Below are 15,989 nucleotides of genomic sequence, written 5' to 3'. Positions count from 1 at the left end.
GTCTCGTCCCCCGGAACGGCCTTGACCACCGGGTTTCGGCGGGACGGCCGACGGCCCGGCGCGTCAGCCGCCGCCCCGCCCGCCGTCCGCGAGGTGCAGGGTGCGGGCGGACTGGTAGGGGCAGCCGACGGCGTCGAAGGCCGCCGCGACGGCGCGCAGCCGTGGCAGGTCGCCGTCCAGGAGGGCCTGCGCCCGGTCGAGTTGGGCGGTGGCGACCGGGTTGCCGGCGACCACGGGGCGCGCCTCGGCAAGACGGGCGCGGGCGTCCGGGTGGCCGGCGAGCACCGACGCCTCGACGCGGGTCGCCGCGTACCAGTGCAGCCAGACCCAGGAGACCCACTTCCACACCTCCCCGGGCGCCGGCGCGATCCGCTCCAGGGCGGCCCGCGCGTCCCCGTGGTGCAGCAGCACCATGGCGTCGAACACCGCGCCGTAGCCGTACCGGTGCTCCTCCTCGGGGCCGGCCCGGCCGGCGACGGCGAGCCAGGAGGCCCGGGCGTCCTCGTCACCGCGCAGGCCGTGGACCATGGCGACCGCGGCGGCGGCCGGGCCGAGCGAGAAGGAGCGCGGACGGCCGTCCTGCTCCCACGCGTCGAGGAAGCGCACACCGGTGGCCGGCACCTCCTCGGTCCGCCCGGCGAAAGCGTCCGCGACCAGCAGCCAGGACGTCGCGTGGTGGCCGACCTCGGCCAGCAGCGGATGCCCGGCGAGCCGCCGGCCCCACTCCCGGGCCCGGTCCAGCTCGCCGACGCCGATCGCGGTGGCGGCCGCCATCGCCAGGGCGTCCACCCGTTCGTGCGTACCGGCCGGGGTGCCCGGCGCCGGGGCCGGCAGGCCGACCCGGCGGCGGGCGGCCTCGGCGGCCGCGAACGGCTCACCGGCCCAGCTGCGCGCGCCCGAGAGGGCGTCCAGGGCGGCCGACTCGGCCACCGGGTCGCCGGTGCGCCGGGCCAGTTCGACGGCCCGCTCGGCGTAGGCGACGGTCTCCCGCGCGGTGTTGTCCGGGCTGCCCTGGACGGAGCCGTAGGCGTCCGCGAGCACCGCCGCCTCGGCCAGCGCCAGGGCGGCGCGGGTCGCGGTCGCGGTCGCGGGGGAGCCCTTGGAACCGTCGGGCTCGTCAGCTGCCGCCCGCGCCCGCGCGAGCAGGCCGGCCACCTCGTCGGCGGGGGGAATGCGGGTAAAGGTGCTGGAGAAGCGGTATGCGACGGTGGCGGCGGCCGCCAGGTCGCGGGCCGCGCCGGCGCCGTCCCCGGCTTGGTGGGCGGCCTCGGCGGCGGCGCGGTGCAGGCGGTACAGGTCGTCGCCGAGCCGGCGGCACCCCGCCACCCCGGCGGCCTCCCGCAGCGCCGTCGCGGCGCCGGCCGCGTCCTCGGCCAGCGCGGCCGCCTGCTCGTAGCGCTGCTGCGACTCCCCGAGCAGGTTGCGCGCGAACGCGGCCTCCCCCAGGGCCAGCGCGAGCCGGTGCGCCCGCTCCCGCAGCTCCGGCCGCCCGGCCGCCCAGCCGAGGGCGGCCCGCAGGTCGTCGGCCACCGCGTCGAACCGGGCCCGCAGGTCCGGGCCCTCGGCCCGCGCCAGCCCGTCCGCGCCGGCCAGGCACCAGGCGAGGTGCCGGGAGCGGACGTCCGCCGCCTCCCCGGCCTGTTCGAGCCGCTCGGCCCCGTACTGGCGGATGGTCTCCGCCGCCCGGTACCGGGTGCCCTCCGCCGCCGGGGCGACGGTGAGCAGGCTCTGCTCGGCGAGCCGCCCCAGCCCGTCGGCCACGGCCGCCGGATCCAGCGGGTCGGACCCCGCCACCGCGACCGCCGCCCCGGCGGTGAACGGCTGGACGAACACCGACACCCGGCGCAGCAGCGCCCGGTCGGCGGGCTCCAGCAGGTCGTGGCTCCAGTCCAGCACGGCCCGCACCGACCGGTGCCGGTCGCCCGCGCGCGGACCGCCGGCCAGGATCCGCAGCTGGTCGCCGAGGCCGGCCGTGAGTCCGTCCAGGCCGAGCGTCGGCCAGCGGGCCGCCGCCAGCTCGATCGCCAGCGCCATGCCGTCGAGCCGCTCGCAGACGGCCGCTATCCGCTCCCGGAGCGCCGGGTCGGGGGCCGCGCCGGCCGCCGCCGCCCGTTCGACGAACAGCGCGACCGCCTCCGAGTCGCCGCCGCCGTCCCGGGACAGCGGCGGCACCGGGAAGACCCGCTCGAACGGCACCAGCAGCCGGGCCCGGCTGGTCGCCAGCACCTTCAGCCGCGGACAGTCCGTCAGCAGCCGCTCCAGGAACGGCGCCACACCGTCCCTGACCTGCTCGCAGTTGTCCAGCACCAGCAGCGCCCGGTGGTCGGCCAGCGCGGCGGACACCGCCTCGTCGTGACCGCGCCCGGGCCGCTCGCCGACGCCCAGCGCGGCCGCGACCGCCGCGGCCACCCGCTGCGGCTCCGTGACCGGGGCCAGGTCGACGAACCAGGCGCCGTCGGCGAAGTCGCCCGCCAGGTCCGCCGCCACCGCCAGCGCCAGCCGGGTCTTGCCCACCCCGCCCGGGCCGACCGCGCTCACCTGCCGGTGCGCGGCCACCGCCCCGGCCAGTCCGGCGCGCTCCCGCTCCCGGCCGACGAACGCGGTCAGCGGCGCCGGCAGGGCGGGCGCGGGCCGTGAGCGCCCGGCGCGGGCGAGTTCGGCCGCGTGCCGGGTGAGCGCCCGCCGGTCCGGCAGCTCCAGCTTGCGCAGCAGCGCGGAGGTGTGGGACTCGACCGTGCGGACGGAGATGAACAGCCGAGCGGCGATCTCGGCGTTGCTGAGGTGCTCGCCGAGCAGCGCGAGCACATCGGCTTCACGGGGCGAGATCACGGAACCGGACACCGCGCCATTATGCGGGGCGGCTCCGTAGGGCGTTCCGTAGTCACTACGGATGCGGCGCCCACCCCGCTCGCGGGAGGCTGTGACCACGCCCGCCGACAACGACAGGAGTGAGAGACCATGGCCGGACCGCGTCCCCGCGCCCTGCGCCGCCACGACGCCGAGCAGCGCCTCGCCGACGACGTCGACGTCTGGGTGGCCACGGCCTCGCCGGACGGCGCGCCCCACCTCGTCCCGCTCTCCTTCGACTGGGACGGCGAGGCACTGCTGCTGGCCACCCCGGCCGGCAGCCCGACCGGCCGCAACCTCGCCGCCACCGGCACCGCCCGCCTGGCCCTCGGCCGCACCCGGGACGTCTGCCTGATCGACGGCGCGGTCGAGGTCCTCGCCCTCGACGCCCTCCCGCAGGAGCGCGGCGACCGCTTCGCCGAACGCACCGGCTTCGACCCGCGCGCCTCGGCCGCCTCGTACCACTGGTTCCGGGTCACGCCCCGCCGCGTCCAGGCCTGGCGGGAGGCGAACGAGCTGGCCGGCCGCGACCTGATGCGCGAGGGCCGCTGGCTCGACCACCCGACCGGCTCCTGAAGCACCCCCCTCTCCCCGACTCCCCGAAAGGCACCCCCCCCCATGACGACCAAGCAGAACTTCGACGGCTTCACCGAGGACGAGCGCGCGGCCATGAAGGAGCACGCCAAGGAGCTCAAGGCCGCCGCCCGCCGCAGCCCCCGCACCGCCAAGGCCGACGCCGAGCAGGACGTCCTCGCCAAGATCGCCGACATGGAGCCCGCCGACCGCGCCCTCGCCGAACGCCTCCACGCCCTCGTCAAGGCCGCCGCCCCGTCCCTGACCCCCAGGCTCTGGTACGGCATGCCCGCCTACGCCAAGGACGGCAAGGTCCTCTGTTTCTTCCAGAGCGCCCAGAAGTTCAAGTCCCGCTACGCCACCCTCGGCTTCAGCGACGTCGCCACCCTCGACGACGGCCCGATGTGGCCCACCACCTACGCCCTCACCACCCTCACGCCCGCCGTCGAGTCCCGCATCACCGCCCTCCTCACCCGCGCCACCTCCTGACCGCCCGGCCGGCCGGCGGGAAACGAAACGGCCCGCGGGAGCGCACCGTCGTCGAACGGTGCGCTCCCGCGGGCCGGGGTGCCCGGTGCCTCTAGAGGTCGTAGTAGAGCTCGAACTCGTGGGGGTGGGGGCGGAGGGCGATGGGGGCGATCTCCTGGGTGCGCTTGAAGTCGATCCAGGTCTCGATGAGGTCGGGGGTGAAGACGTTGCCGGCGAGGAGGTACTCGTGGTCGGCTTCGAGGGCCTCCAGGACGGCGGGGAGGGAGGAGGGGACCTGGGGGACGTTGGCGTGGTCCTCGGGGGCCAGTTCGTAGAGGTCCTTGTCGACCGGCTCAAGGGGTTCGATCTTGTTCTTGATGCCGTCCAGGCCGGCCATCAGCATGGCGGCGAAGGCCAGGTAGGGGTTGGAGGAGGGGTCGGGGGCGCGGAACTCGATGCGCTTGGCCTTGGCGTTGGAGCCGGTGATGGGGATGCGGATCGCGGCGGAGCGGTTGCGCTGGGAGTAGACCAGGTTGACCGGGGCCTCGAAGCCGGGGACCAGGCGGTGGTAGGAGTTCACCGACGGGTTGGTGAAGGCGAGCAGCGACGGGGCGTGCTTGAGCAGGCCGCCGATGTAGTAGCGGGCGGTGTCGGAGAGGCCCGCGTAGCCCTGCTCGTCGTAGAAGAGCGGCGATCCCTCGCTCCACAGCGACTGGTGGACGTGCATGCCCGAGCCGTTGTCGCCGAAGATCGGCTTCGGCATGAAGGTGGCCGTCTTGCCGTTGCGCCAGGCGACGTTCTTGATGATGTACTTGAACAGCATCAGGTCGTCGGCGGCGTGCAGCAGGGTGTTGAACTTGTAGTTGATCTCCGCCTGGCCGGCCGTGCCGACCTCGTGGTGCTGGCGCTCGACCTCCAGGCCGGCCCGGGCCAGCTCCAGGGACATCTCGGCGCGCAGGTCGGCGAAGTGGTCGACGGGCGGGACGGGGAAGTAGCCGCCCTTGTACTTGACCTTGTAGCCGCGGACGTCGCCCTCGGTGGAGCCGCTGTTCCAGGCGCCGGCCTCGGAGTCGATGTGGTAGTACGAGGCGTTGGCGCTGGTGTCGAAGCGGACCGAGTCGAAGACGTAGAACTCGGCCTCGGGGCCGAAGAACGCGGTGTCCGCGATGCCGGAGGAGGCGAGGTAGGCCTCGGCCTTCTTGGCGACGTTGCGCGGGTCGCGGCTGTAGGCCTCGCCGGTCACCGGGTCCTGGATGAAGAAGTTGATGTTGAGGTGCTTCTCCTGGCGGAACGGGTCGAGCCTGGCCGTGGCGAGGTCGGGGACCAGCGCCATGTCGGACTCGTGGATGGCCTGGAAGCCGCGGATCGACGAGCCGTCGAACATCAGGATCTCGGACGGGTCGAACGTCGCCGCGGGTACGGAGAAGTGCTGCAAGACGCCCGGCAGGTCGCAGAAGCGGACGTCGACGAACTTCACGTCGTTGTCCTGGATGAACTGCTTCACTTCGGCGGCGTTGTTGAACATCCATCCTCCTCGGTGTGGCGAATTGGGGCTCACCCTAGGAATGGGCCGTTTCCGGCCGGTGACCCAGTCGTTTCCTGAATGTTAACCGCCGTCGCGGCCTGGGCGGCAAAGCCGTACGGGACGGGGCAAAGCACCTCGCCCCGCCAGGTGGGGTGGCCGTAGTGGTCTAGACCATTGGTGCGGGGCGGTGGAAAGCCGCCGGTGACCGGGTTCACTCTTCGGTGGCGGATCCGGCGGGCCCGCGGGGGAGGCGGTGGCCGTCCCCGGCGTTCGCCCGGTTAGTGTGGATTCGTGGACACCAGAGAAGCGTTGGGATCGTGGATCGACGGCCCGAAGGCGGCCGCCGAGAAGATGGGGGCCGACTTCGGCCACCGCGGTGAGCGCCTCGGACTGCCCAAGGACGGCCCGGGTTCGATCGCCGGCCCCGGCCGCCGGATGGGCGCGCTGTTCGTCGACGGCTGGCTGATCGCCCTGATCTCCTACGGGCTGATCGGCAAGGGCTCCGCGGCCTCGGCGAACATGTGGACCACCCCGCTGTTCTTCGCCGTCACCGTGCTGCTGCTCGCCACCACCGGGACGACCGTCGGCAAGCGGCTGTTCGGGCTGCGGGTCGTCCGCCTGGACGGCAGCCGGGCGACCATCCCGCAGGTGCTGCTGCGCACCGTGCTGCTCTGCCTGCTGGTGCCGGCGCTGGTCTGGGACCGGGACACCCGCGGGCTGCACGACAAGGCGGTCGGCACCGTCGAGGTCCGGATCTGATTCCGGGAGCACCGGCCCGAGAACGTCGAACGGCCCCGCCGCGGAAGCTTCCGCGGCGGGGCCGTTGTCGTGCTGTCGACGGGGGAGGGGCTCAGCGGACCTGGCCGCCCTTGGGCATCCGGGCGCCCTTGGGCATCGGGCCCTTGGGGATGGGCGCCTTGGAGAGCAGGTCGCCCAGCGCGCGCAGGCGGTCGTTGGTCTCGGTGACCTGGGCGGGCGTGATGGCGCGCGGCAGGCGCATCAGGTGGATCTGCAGCTTCTTGAGCGGGACCTCGTCCTCGCCGTTGCCCACCACGATGTCGTGCACCGGCACGTCGCCGACGACCCGGGCCATCTTCTTCTTCTCCGACGCGAGCAGCTGGCGGACCCGGTTCGGGTTGCCCTCGCCGATCAGCGCGATGCCGGCCCGGCCCACGGCGCGGTAGACCGCGTCCTGGCTGCGGGTGACGGCCACCGGGGTGGTGCTGGCGCTCCAGCCGCGGCGGATGTTGTTCAGCACCGCCGCGACGGCGCCCGGCTGGCCCTCCATCTGTCCGAACGCGGCGCGCTCGGCCCGGCGCCCGAAGACGATCGCCATGGCCAGGAAGGCCACGATGAAGCCCAGGATGCCCAGGTAAACGGGGTGCTCGATCGCGAAGCCGATGGCGAGGAACACGCCGAAGGTCAGCAGGCCGACGCCGGCGATGATCAGGCCGATCTTGGTGTCGACCTTCTTGGTCATGGTGTACGCCAGGCGGATCTGCTTCAGCCGCCCGGGGTTCTCGGATGTTTCCCTCGCCATAACGCTCATGGTACGTGGCGTGGGTACGGGATATCCAAGCCCGGGTGCCCGTTCGCCCCGAACCGTGACCCGGGTGCCGCTACGGAGGCGTCCCCCGGCGCACCGGCCGGCCCGCCGCGGCGCCCGTCCTCGCCCCGCCCGCCGCCCCCGCCGGCGTCCCCGACAGCAGCGCGTCGTGCCGGCGGTCGGCGGCGTACCGGCGGTTCTCGCACACCGCCGCCCAGGCGTTGCGCCGGGCCTGCCGCTGTCCGCCGGACAGCAGGACGCTCTCGGCGAAGCGCAGCGCAACCCCCATCGACCGCATCCGCATCCGCATGCCGAACAGCTCCCCTCGCGGCCGTGGCCGTGGCTGAGAAGAATCGAACAACCGTGACGGGTCCATCGTCACCACCCCGTGTTACCAGCCCGTGACCTGGCAGTCAAAGCGTGATGAACGCGGAAGGGCGGAGCCGAGGCTCCGCCCTTCCCATGGCTCGAACACGCCCACGCGCGCCCGGTCGGCTCAGACCGAGGCCTGCTCGCGACGCTCCAGCGCCTGCCGGTACAGCCGCCCGGCGCGGTACGACGAGCGGACCAGCGGGCCGGACATGACCCCGGCGAAGCCGAGCTCCTCGGCCTCCTCCTGCAGCTCGACGAACTCCTGCGGCTTGACCCACCGCTCCACCGGGTGGTGGCGCAGCGACGGGCGCAGGTACTGGGTGATGGTGATCAGCTCGCAGCCGGCCCCGACCAGGTCGGCCAGCGCCTGGCTGACCTCCTCGCGGGTCTCGCCCATGCCCAGGATCAGGTTGGACTTGGTGACCAGCCCGGCGGCGCGCGCCTGGGTGATGACGTCCAGCGAGCGCTCGTAGCGGAAGGCGGGGCGGATCCGCTTGAAGATCCGCGGCACCGTCTCGACGTTGTGCGCCAGCACCTCGGGGCGGGACGAGAAGACCTCGGCCAGCTGCTCCGGCACCGCGTTGAAGTCCGGGATCAGCAGCTCGACGCCGGTGCGGCCGCCCTCGCGGCCGGCGGTCATCGCGTGCACCTGGCGCACGGTCTCGGCGTACAGCCAGGCGCCGCCGTCCGGCAGGTCGTCGCGGGCGACGCCGGTGATGGTGGCGTAGTTGAGGTCCATGGTGACGATGGACTCGGCGACCCGGCGCGGCTCGTCCCGGTCGAACTCGGCGGGCTTGCCGGTGTCGATCTGGCAGAAGTCGCAGCGGCGGGTGCACTGGTCACCGCCGATGAGGAAGGTCGCCTCGCGGTCCTCCCAGCACTCGAAGATGTTGGGGCAGCCGGCCTCCTGGCAGACCGTGTGCAGCCCCTCCTTCTTCACCAGCGACTGGAGGGCGTTGTACTCCGGGCCCATCTTCGCGCGGGTCTTGATCCACTCGGGCTTCCGCTCGATGGGGGTCTCGCTGTTGCGGACCTCCAGGCGGAGAAGCTTCCTGCCGTCGGGTGCGACAGCGGACACGTGCGACTCCTAGAACTAGACGGGGTACCCCCAGGGTACGCCTGTGCTTGTACGGCCTTCGCCGGGGCCACGGCCCCGCAATCGCAGGGCAACACGGCTACCGGCGGGTAGATTCCCGGGGGTCGGCCCGGGGACGGGAGGGCCTCAGCGGCCGGGCGCCGGCTCCGGCAGCTCGGCGAACACCTCGGCCAGGTGCTTCTCGACCAGCGGCACCGCCTCCGGCACCGGGAAGTCCCGGCCCAGCTCGCCGGCCAGCGAGGCGACCCCGGCGTCCCGGATGCCGCACGGCACGATCCTGTCGAACCAGGTCATGTCCGGATCGCAGTTCAGCGCGAAGCCGTGCATGGTCACCCCGCGCGCGACCCGGACGCCGATCGCGGCCAGCTTGCGGTCGTCGCCGCGCTGCCCGGCGTTGGACGGCGCGTACTCGGGGCCGGCCAGCCGGGGGTCGATGCCCAGCGGCAGGCCCATCCGCAGGGTGAGCTTGCCGATGTCCACCACCTGCGCGGGGTCCACCACCGCGTCCGGGATGGACCGGCCCAGCACCCAGACGCCGCTGCGGCCCTCGACCCGGGTGGTCTCCACGCCGAACCCGCCGCAGGCGCGGATCAGCGCCTCCTCCAGCCGCCGCACGTACGCGATCACGTCGATCGGGTCCGGCAGCTTGACGATCGGGTAGCCGACCAGCTGGCCGGGGCCGTGCCAGGTGATCTCGCCGCCCCGGTTGACCTCGACCACGGGGGTGCCGTCCAGCGGCAGGTCGGCCGGGTTGGTGCGCTTGCCCATGGTGTAGACGGGCTGGTGCTCCAGCAGCAGCACCGTGTCCGGGATCTCGTCCGCGACCCGCAGGGCGTGCAGCCGCTGCTGCTCCTCCCAGGCCTCCTGGTAGGGGACGGCGCCCTCGCCCGTGCCCATGCGTATGAACCGCACGTTCTCGCTCACCGCTGCTCCTTGCCAGGCGTTCGAGACCAACCTCGCCACTGTACGCCCGAGCCGAGCGGACCCGGTCCGGCCCCACCCGCCCACGTCACGGCCCGGACAGCAGTTGGAGCCGCAGCGCCAGCTGGAGCTCCAGGGAGCGCTCCGGGCCGTTCCAGTCCGGGCCCAGCAGCACCTCGACCCGGTCCAGCCGCTGCACCACGGTGTTCACGTGCACGTGCAGTTCGTCCTTGGCCCGGGTCAGGCTGCCCCCGCAGTCGAAGTACGCGCGCAGCGTGCGGACCAGCTCGGTGCCGCGCCGGGCGTCGTACTCCAGCAGCGGGCCCAGCGCCGCGCGGACGAAGCCCGCGACGTCGTGGCCGTCGCCGAGCAGCACGCCCAGGAAGCCGAGCGCCCGCGCCGAGGCGCCCTCGCCGGACCGGCCCAGCACCCGCAGCGCCCGGACGCAGCGCAGCCCCTCGCCGTACGCGGCGGCCAGCGCGACCGGTCCGGCGGTGGGACGGCCGGCGCCCACGGTGACCGGGAACCCGGCCAGCCGGGCGAGCCGCTCGGCGGCCTGCCCGGCGGCCCGCTGCGCGGCGTCCCCCTCGCCGGACCCGCCGGACCCGCCGGACGCACCCGAGGCACCCGATCCGCCGTCCCCGGCCGGGACCAGCAGCACCACCGCCTCCCCGTGCTCCGCGCTGATGCCGCGCGAGCCGAACAGGTACCGCCCGGCCGCGCCCGCCAGCCGGGAGCGGGCGCCGGTGTCCCGCGCCCCGCCCGGCTCCGCGACCAGCACCAGGTGCGGGCGGCCGAGGTCCACGCCCAGCCGCCGGCCGCGCGCGATCAGCCCGGCCGGGTCCCGGTCGGGGGCGGTGAGCAGGTCGGCCAGCAGCTCGCCGCGCACCCGGTTCTCGGTCTCGGCGACCGAGCGCCGCAGCAGCAGGAGCAGCGCGGTGACCACACCGGCCCGCTCGAACAGCCGGCGGTCGGCGTCGTCGAGGTCCGGGCGGCCGCGCAGCACCAGCGTGCCCAACTGCTCCTGCCCGGCCAGCACCGCGCACACCCAGGCCTCGCCGTGGCGCACCGAGCGCCCCTCGGCGCGGGACGCGGCCGCCGCCTCGGCCAGCCCGGTGCCCGGCGCGGCGGCCGGTCCGGCCAGCGGCTCGCCCTCGGCGTCCAGGACGGCTATCCCGCCGCCGAGCAGGGCGGCCACCGCGGCGGCCACGTCCGGTACCTCGGCCCCGCGCAGCACCAGGTCGGTGAGCCGGTCGTGGCCCTGCTCGGCGCGCTGGACGGCGGCGGAGTGGGCGCGGATCAGCGCGTTGGCGCTGTTCAGCTCGGTGAGCGCGGCCCGGGTGTCGGCCAGCGACCTGGCGGTGTCCAGCGCGATCGCGGCGTGCGCGGCCAGTGTGCAGAGCAGCGCGACCTCGTCGGGGGAGAAGGCGCGCGGTGAGCGGTCGGCGGCGAACAGCACGCCGATCACCCGGCCGCCGAGCAGCAGCGGCACGCCGATGATCGCCACCAGGCCCTCGTCCAGCACGCCCGCGTCGATGGTGCCGGTGTGGTGGAAGCGCTCGTCGGCGCGGTAGTCGGGGGTCGCGTACGGGCGGGCGGTCTGCGCGACCAGGCCGCCGAGCCCGTCGCCGAGGCTGAGCCGCAGGGTCTGGAAGAGCACCGAGACCGAGCCGTCGGTGACCCGCATGTAGGTGTCGCCGGCGTCCTCGTCCGGGAGGGTCAGATAGGCGGTGTCGGTGCCGAGCAGCATCCGGGCCCGGCGGACGATCGCCTGGAGCACCGCGTCCAGGTCGCGGGAGGCGGCGAGGTCGCCGGCGGTGTCGAACAGGGCCGTCAGTTCGGCCTCCCGGCGCCGGTGCTGGCGCATCGTGCGGTGGACCCGCAGCGCCTGCCAGGTGGCGTCGTCGATCTCGCTGAGCACCGCGGCCGGCGCGCCCCGCCGGCGGGCGTCGGCGAGCACGTCGGCGAAGTCCTCGGTGGCGGCGCCGGAGGCGAGCAGGTCCAGCAGGCGGCGGAGCGCGGGCGCGGAGCCGGAGTGGAGGTCGTTCATGGTGCGGCCGCCCATCGACAGTGGGTGTACGTGCCCCGGGGAGGGAAGCGAGATCGTAACCGCTCGGCCCGGTCGGTCGTCGGCGGCCGGCGCGCGTGCGGTAGTGCGCGCCGACCGCCGGACGCCACGTCAGGCGGTGGCCGCCTTCCCGGCCGCGGGCGCCGTCGTCCCGTCCTGCCCGGCGGGCGCCTCCACCTCCGCGAGGTCGTGCCCGCGGGTCTCCCGGCCGCACAGCACCGCCAGCACCGTGACGGCCGCCGCGATCGCCACGTACACCGAGATCGGCGTCGAGCCGCCGTAGTCCTTCAGCAGCGCGGTGGCGATCAGCGGGGCGGGGGCGCCGGCCGCCACCGAGGCGAACTGGGCGCCGATCGACGCGCCGGAGTAGCGCATCCGGGTGGCGAACAGCTCGGAGAAGAAGGCGGCCTGGGGCGCGTACATCGCGCTGTGGAAGACCAGCCCGACGGTCACCGCGAGCACCAGCGACCCGAAGGACCTGGTGTCCACCAGCCCGAAGAAGACGAACGCCCACACCCCGACGCCGACCGCGCCGACCAGGTAGACCGGCTTGCGCCCGACCCGGTCGGAGAGCGCCCCGAAGAGCGGGATCAGCGCGAACTGGACGGCGGAGGCGATCAGCACGGCGTTCAGCGCGGTCTGCTTGGGGAAGTGCACGTGCGAGACGGCGTAGGCCAGGACAAAGGTCGTCATCACGTAGTACGAGATGTTCTCCGCCATCCGGGCGCCCATCGCGACCAGCACCTCCCGCCAGTGGTGGCGCAGCACCCCCACCAGCGGCGGCTGCTCGGCGCCGCCGCGCCGCTCCGCCCGGGCCAGCGCCTCCTTGAACAGCGGCGACTCGTCCACCGCCAGCCGGATCCACATCCCGACCCCGACCAGCACCGCCGACAGCAGGAACGGCACCCGCCACCCCCACGCCAGGAACGCCGCCTCCGACTGCAGGCCGGTCATCAGCGACAGCACCCCGGCCGCCAGCAGATTGCCGGCCGGCGCCCCGCCCTGCGGCCAGGACGCCCAGAACCCGCGCCGGCGCGCGTCCCCGTGCTCCGACACCAGCAGCACCGCGCCGCCCCACTCGCCGCCGAGCGCGAACCCCTGCACCAGCCGCAGCGTGGTCAGCAGTACCGGCGCCGCCACCCCGATCGAGTCGTACGTCGGCAGGCAGCCGATCAGCGTGGTCGAGCCGCCCATCAGCAGCAGGCTCACCACCAGCAGTCGCTTGCGCCCCACCCGGTCCCCGAAGTGGCCGAACACCAGGGCGCCGAGCGGCCGCGCCGCGAAGCCGATCGCGTAGGTGAGGAAGGACAGCAGCGTCCCGGTCAGCGGGTCGCTGTTCGGGAAGAACAGCTTGCCGAACACCAGCGCCGCGGCCGTACCGTACAAAAAGTAGTCATACCACTCGATAGTGGTACCGATCAGACTCGCCGCCACGACTCTGGGCAGCGAACTCCTGCTTGCGCGATCCGATGGATCCGGGACAGCGGCCGTCATGGCTCACCACTTCCAGGCTCGGGGGGAGGGTGCTGGCACGAGGTGGGGAGCGCGGGGGCCGGCACTGTGTGACCGGCCCATACATCCCGGCGCCCTGTCATAGGTGCAGGGACCACGTCCTCAGCGGGCCGTCCAGGCGCCGTCGAGCGGGAGCGAGGCACCCGTGATGGAGGAGGCGTGGGGCAGGCAGAGATAGAGGGCGAGCCCGGCGACCTCGGCGGGCTCGATCAGGCGCTTGACGGCGGTGCGGTCGAGCAGGACGCGCTCGACCACCTCCTCCTCGGGGACGCCGTGGACGCGGGCCTGGTCGGCGATCTGGTGCTCCACCAGCGGGGTGCGGACGTAGCCGGGGTTGATGCAGTTGCTGGTGACGCCGTGCGGCGCGCCCTCCAGGGCGACGGTCTTGCTGAGGCCCTCCAAGGCGTGCTTGGCCGTGACGTAGGCGGACTTGAAGGGGCTCGCCCGCAGCCCGTGGACGGAGGAGACGTTGACGACCCGGCCCCAGCCGCGCGCGTACATGTGCGGCAGGGTGCGGCGCAGGATGCGGAACGGCGCCTCGACCATCACCCGCTGCATCAGCGCGAAGCGGTCGGGCGGGAACTCGTGGACCGGGGCGACGTGCTGGAGGCCGGCGTTGTTGACCACGATGTCGGCATCGTCCGGCAGCGACTCCATCGCCTCCGGGTCGGCGAGGTCGGCGACGTGCGCGACGCCGCCGATCCGCTCGGCGAGCCGGCGGGCCGGGTCGGCGGCGAGGTCGACGACGTAGACCCGGGCGCCGGCCTCGGCGAAGGCCTCGGCGCAGGCCCGGCCGATGCCCGAGGCGGCTCCGGTGACCAACGCGGTGCGGCCGTCGAGCGGGCGGGCTGAAGTGGTGTCCATGGCCGAGAACGGTAGGAATCCGGGGCCCGCGCTCCTATGTGGCGGTCCCCCACAGCACCCCGCTGAACTGTGGTGTTCCGCGCTATCACGCCGCCGTCGCGACCGTCGGCCGGCGGACGCCCTCGAAGCCAAACCCATCCTGAGGTGTCTTCCCCACAATGGGCGCGGATGCTTCACCCGTTCGGAGGATTGCTCGGTCAGAACCACCCATAGCGCCCGAATGCTCGCTACATTCACGCCGAATTCCCGACAGGGGGCGTCGCCACAGGCAGCCGAACCGCTGGTGGAGCCGGTGCGGCGTCCGAGAGGTGTTGACTGACTATGCCCCAAAGGCCTGCAACCGACAGCCCGGCGTACGGACCGCTCGACCCGCTCGACCAGCACCGGGGTCCGGTCGGCCGGTCCCTTCCGGACGCCCCCGAAGCCCCGTCCGCCGCCGACGACCTGCGGCTGCCCGAGCAGGCCACACCCGCCGACCGGCCGGGGCCCGAGCGCCACGTCCCCGAGCGCCATGCCCCCGAGCGCCACGCGGCCGAACGGCACGTCCCCGAGCGCCAGACGCCGCCCGAACGGCACGCGCCCGAGCGCCACCAGCCGGCCGGCACCACCCAGAACCTCCAGCTCGCCGCGCTGATCGAGGAGGCCGGGTTCTCGCACGCGGGCCTGGCCCGCCGGGTCGACCAGCTCGGCCTGGAGCACGGCCTCGACCTGCGCTACGACAAGACCTCCGTCACCCGCTGGCTGCGCGGCCAGCAGCCCCGCGGTGCCACCCCGGCGCTGATCGCCGAGGTGTTCACCCGCCGGCTCGGCCGCCGCCTCACCGCCCAGGACCTCGGCCTGGACGCCTGCGCCCCGGTCTACGCCGGCCTGGAGTTCGCCGAGACGCCGCAGGAGGCGGTGGACATCGTGGCGAGCATGTGGCGCAAGGACATCGGGCCGCAGTCCGAGCTGCGCCGGATCGCCTTCACCCCGGCCGGCCTGGTGGTGCCCAGCCGGGACTGGCTGATCGGCCGCACCGACGAGCGGGTCGCCAGGGACGGCTCCACGCTGGCCCGGCCCGACCCCGGAACCGGGTCGCCGCCCGCCGGTCCGCCCGGCGCGCCGGGCAGCCCCGTGACCCGCGGTCCGGCCCCGGGCGTCCGGACCGGCCCCGCCGCGGCGCCGACGGCCGGTGCCGGCTCCGCCGCGCTCGGCGCCCGGGTGCCCACCCAGAGCCGCCGCCCGCCGATCGCCGTCGAGCCGCCGTACCACGACCCGGGCCGCGACCAGCGCCCGGCGCTGCGCGTCGGCCGGGGCGACATCGCCGCCATCCGCGCCGTCGGCGACCTGTTCCGCGCGCTGGACCACGCCTACGGCGGCGGCCACGCCCGCCAGGCGCTGGTCCGCTACCTGGAGAGCGAGGCCGAGCCGATGCTGCGCGGCCGCTACGGCGAGCAGATCGGCCGCGCCCTGTTCGGCGCCGTCGCGGACCTCACCCGGCTGGCCGGCTGGACGTCCTTCGACATCGCCGCGCACGGCCTGGCCCAGCGCTACTTCGTCCAGGCGCTGCGGCTCTCCCAGGCCGCCGGGGACCGCGCGCTCGGCGGGTACGTCCTGGTGACGATGAGCCAGCAGGCCGTCCACCTCGGCCACGGCCGGGAGGCCGTCCAGCTGGCCAGGGTCGCCCAGCAGGGCGTGGGCACGGCGGTGCCGCCGACCGTGCAGGCGCTGCTGCACGCCGCCGAGGCGCGCGGCCACGGCCTGCTCGGCGACGTCCGTTCCTGCACCACCGCGCTGGTCCGGGCCGAGCGGGCGCTGGCGGCCGTGCGGACCGGCGACGAGTTGCCGTCCTGGGCCCGGTTCTTCGACGAGGCGCAGCTCTCCGACGAGTTCGCGCACTGCTACCGGGACCTCCAGCAGTGGCGGACGGCCGCCCAGCACGCCGAGAAGTCGCTGCGGCTGCGCTCGCCCGCGTACGCCCGCAGCCGGATCTTCTGCCGGCTGGTGCTGGCCACCGCCCGGCTCGGCATGGGGGACCTCGACGAGGCCTGCGGCATGGCGACCGACGCGCTGCGGGCGGCGGGGGAGATGCGGTCGGCCCGGTCGCTGGAGTACGTGCGCGACTTCCACCGCCGGCTCACCCCGTACCGGGGCAGTCCGGTGGCGCGCGCGTTCGAGGAAACGGCCCGCCAGGCGGGGGTGATCTGACCGGCCCGAG

General features: G+C 74.6%; 13 protein-coding genes. 4 read left to right on the top strand and 9 right to left on the bottom strand.

All coding sequences use genetic code 11. The features are described from left to right. Positions 1-63: 63 nt before the first annotated feature. Positions 64-2,841 carry an ATP-binding protein gene (locus ACFZBX_RS18720; protein ID WP_391534824.1) on the bottom strand — a complete coding sequence of 926 codons (2,778 nt, stop codon included), beginning with the start codon at positions 2,839-2,841 and terminating at the stop codon, positions 64-66. Between the two features lie 117 nt (positions 2,842-2,958). Between ACFZBX_RS18720 and ACFZBX_RS18715 the strand changes: the two genes are divergently transcribed. Together ACFZBX_RS18715 and ACFZBX_RS18710 are read left to right on the top strand one after the other, a co-directional pair. Next, positions 2,959-3,423: a pyridoxamine 5'-phosphate oxidase family protein gene (locus tag ACFZBX_RS18715; RefSeq protein WP_391534823.1), complete on the top strand. Its 465-nt coding sequence runs from the start codon at positions 2,959-2,961 to the stop codon at positions 3,421-3,423. 42 nt (positions 3,424-3,465) lie between these two features. Continuing rightward, entirely contained in the window at positions 3,466-3,909 is a 444-nt protein-coding gene (locus ACFZBX_RS18710) for a hypothetical protein (protein WP_391534822.1), read from the top strand. A 91-nt stretch (positions 3,910-4,000) separates the two neighbouring features. Here the strand turns inward: ACFZBX_RS18710 and glnA are convergent, their stop codons facing one another. Beyond that, the gene (gene glnA / locus ACFZBX_RS18705) at positions 4,001-5,413 is read right to left on the bottom strand and encodes a type I glutamate--ammonia ligase (protein ID WP_380764129.1); all 1,413 of its coding nucleotides are present in this window, start codon (positions 5,411-5,413) and stop codon (positions 4,001-4,003) included. Between the two features lie 291 nt (positions 5,414-5,704). Between glnA and ACFZBX_RS18700 the strand changes: the two genes are divergently transcribed. Next, positions 5,705-6,172 carry an RDD family protein gene (locus tag ACFZBX_RS18700; protein WP_391534821.1) on the top strand — a complete coding sequence of 156 codons (468 nt, stop codon included), beginning with the start codon at positions 5,705-5,707 and terminating at the stop codon, positions 6,170-6,172. Between the two features lie 91 nt (positions 6,173-6,263). Here ACFZBX_RS18700 and ACFZBX_RS18695 read toward each other — a convergent pair whose 3' ends face one another. The 7 genes from ACFZBX_RS18695 to ACFZBX_RS18665 form a co-directional block, all read right to left on the bottom strand. Next, positions 6,264-6,953, bottom strand: coding sequence for a DUF4191 domain-containing protein (locus ACFZBX_RS18695; protein ID WP_380764127.1), 690 nt, complete (start codon positions 6,951-6,953; stop codon positions 6,264-6,266). A 79-nt stretch (positions 6,954-7,032) separates the two neighbouring features. Next, positions 7,033-7,269: a hypothetical protein gene (locus ACFZBX_RS18690; RefSeq protein ID WP_391534820.1), complete on the bottom strand. Its 237-nt coding sequence runs from the start codon at positions 7,267-7,269 to the stop codon at positions 7,033-7,035. Between the two features lie 186 nt (positions 7,270-7,455). Then, positions 7,456-8,409 carry a lipoyl synthase gene (lipA, locus tag ACFZBX_RS18685; RefSeq protein ID WP_344333782.1) on the bottom strand — a complete coding sequence of 318 codons (954 nt, stop codon included), beginning with the start codon at positions 8,407-8,409 and terminating at the stop codon, positions 7,456-7,458. A gap of 144 nt (positions 8,410-8,553) precedes the next feature. Then, entirely contained in the window at positions 8,554-9,324 is a 771-nt protein-coding gene (gene lipB, locus ACFZBX_RS18680; protein WP_391534865.1) for a lipoyl(octanoyl) transferase LipB, read from the bottom strand. A gap of 112 nt (positions 9,325-9,436) precedes the next feature. Further along, positions 9,437-11,398, bottom strand: coding sequence for a helix-turn-helix domain-containing protein (locus ACFZBX_RS18675; RefSeq protein ID WP_391534864.1), 1,962 nt, complete (start codon positions 11,396-11,398; stop codon positions 9,437-9,439). Positions 11,399-11,527: 129 nt separating this feature from the next. Continuing rightward, complete coding sequence (locus ACFZBX_RS18670) at positions 11,528-12,910, bottom strand: MFS transporter (protein ID WP_391534819.1); 1,383 nt, start codon at positions 12,908-12,910, stop codon at positions 11,528-11,530. A 120-nt stretch (positions 12,911-13,030) separates the two neighbouring features. Further along, positions 13,031-13,792, bottom strand: coding sequence for a 3-hydroxybutyrate dehydrogenase (locus ACFZBX_RS18665; protein ID WP_391534818.1), 762 nt, complete (start codon positions 13,790-13,792; stop codon positions 13,031-13,033). Between the two features lie 321 nt (positions 13,793-14,113). On the opposite strand from ACFZBX_RS18665, the gene ACFZBX_RS18660 reads away from it, so the two are divergent. After that, positions 14,114-15,979 carry a regulator gene (locus ACFZBX_RS18660; protein WP_391534817.1) on the top strand — a complete coding sequence of 622 codons (1,866 nt, stop codon included), beginning with the start codon at positions 14,114-14,116 and terminating at the stop codon, positions 15,977-15,979. Positions 15,980-15,989: the final 10 nt, after the last annotated feature.

This window comes from Kitasatospora sp. NPDC008115, from assembly GCF_042957205.1.
In the GTDB taxonomy this organism is placed as follows: Bacteria; Actinomycetota; Actinomycetes; order Streptomycetales; family Streptomycetaceae; genus Kitasatospora.
The sequence above is the reverse complement of the archived record's forward strand: the minus strand, read 5'-3'. Positions and strand labels throughout refer to the sequence as shown.

Bases quoted from the DNA above. Each gene is read 5' to 3' on its own strand.
- ACFZBX_RS18715 (WP_391534823.1), top strand. From the start codon at position 2,959: ATGGCCGGACCGCGTCCCCGCGCCCTGCGCCGCCACGACGCCGAGCAG.
- ACFZBX_RS18710 (WP_391534822.1), top strand. From the start codon at position 3,466: ATGACGACCAAGCAGAACTTCGACGGCTTCACCGAGGACGAGCGCGCG.
- glnA (WP_380764129.1), bottom strand. From the start codon at position 5,413: ATGTTCAACAACGCCGCCGAAGTGAAGCAGTTCATCCAGGACAACGAC.
- ACFZBX_RS18695 (WP_380764127.1), bottom strand. From the start codon at position 6,953: ATGGCGAGGGAAACATCCGAGAACCCCGGGCGGCTGAAGCAGATCCGC.
- ACFZBX_RS18690 (WP_391534820.1), bottom strand. From the start codon at position 7,269: ATGCGGATGCGGATGCGGTCGATGGGGGTTGCGCTGCGCTTCGCCGAG.
- lipB (WP_391534865.1), bottom strand. From the start codon at position 9,324: ATGGGCACGGGCGAGGGCGCCGTCCCCTACCAGGAGGCCTGGGAGGAG.
- ACFZBX_RS18675 (WP_391534864.1), bottom strand. From the start codon at position 11,398: ATGAACGACCTCCACTCCGGCTCCGCGCCCGCGCTCCGCCGCCTGCTG.
- ACFZBX_RS18670 (WP_391534819.1), bottom strand. From the start codon at position 12,910: ATGACGGCCGCTGTCCCGGATCCATCGGATCGCGCAAGCAGGAGTTCG.
- ACFZBX_RS18665 (WP_391534818.1), bottom strand. From the start codon at position 13,792: ATGGACACCACTTCAGCCCGCCCGCTCGACGGCCGCACCGCGTTGGTC.
- ACFZBX_RS18660 (WP_391534817.1), top strand. From the start codon at position 14,114: ATGCCCCAAAGGCCTGCAACCGACAGCCCGGCGTACGGACCGCTCGAC.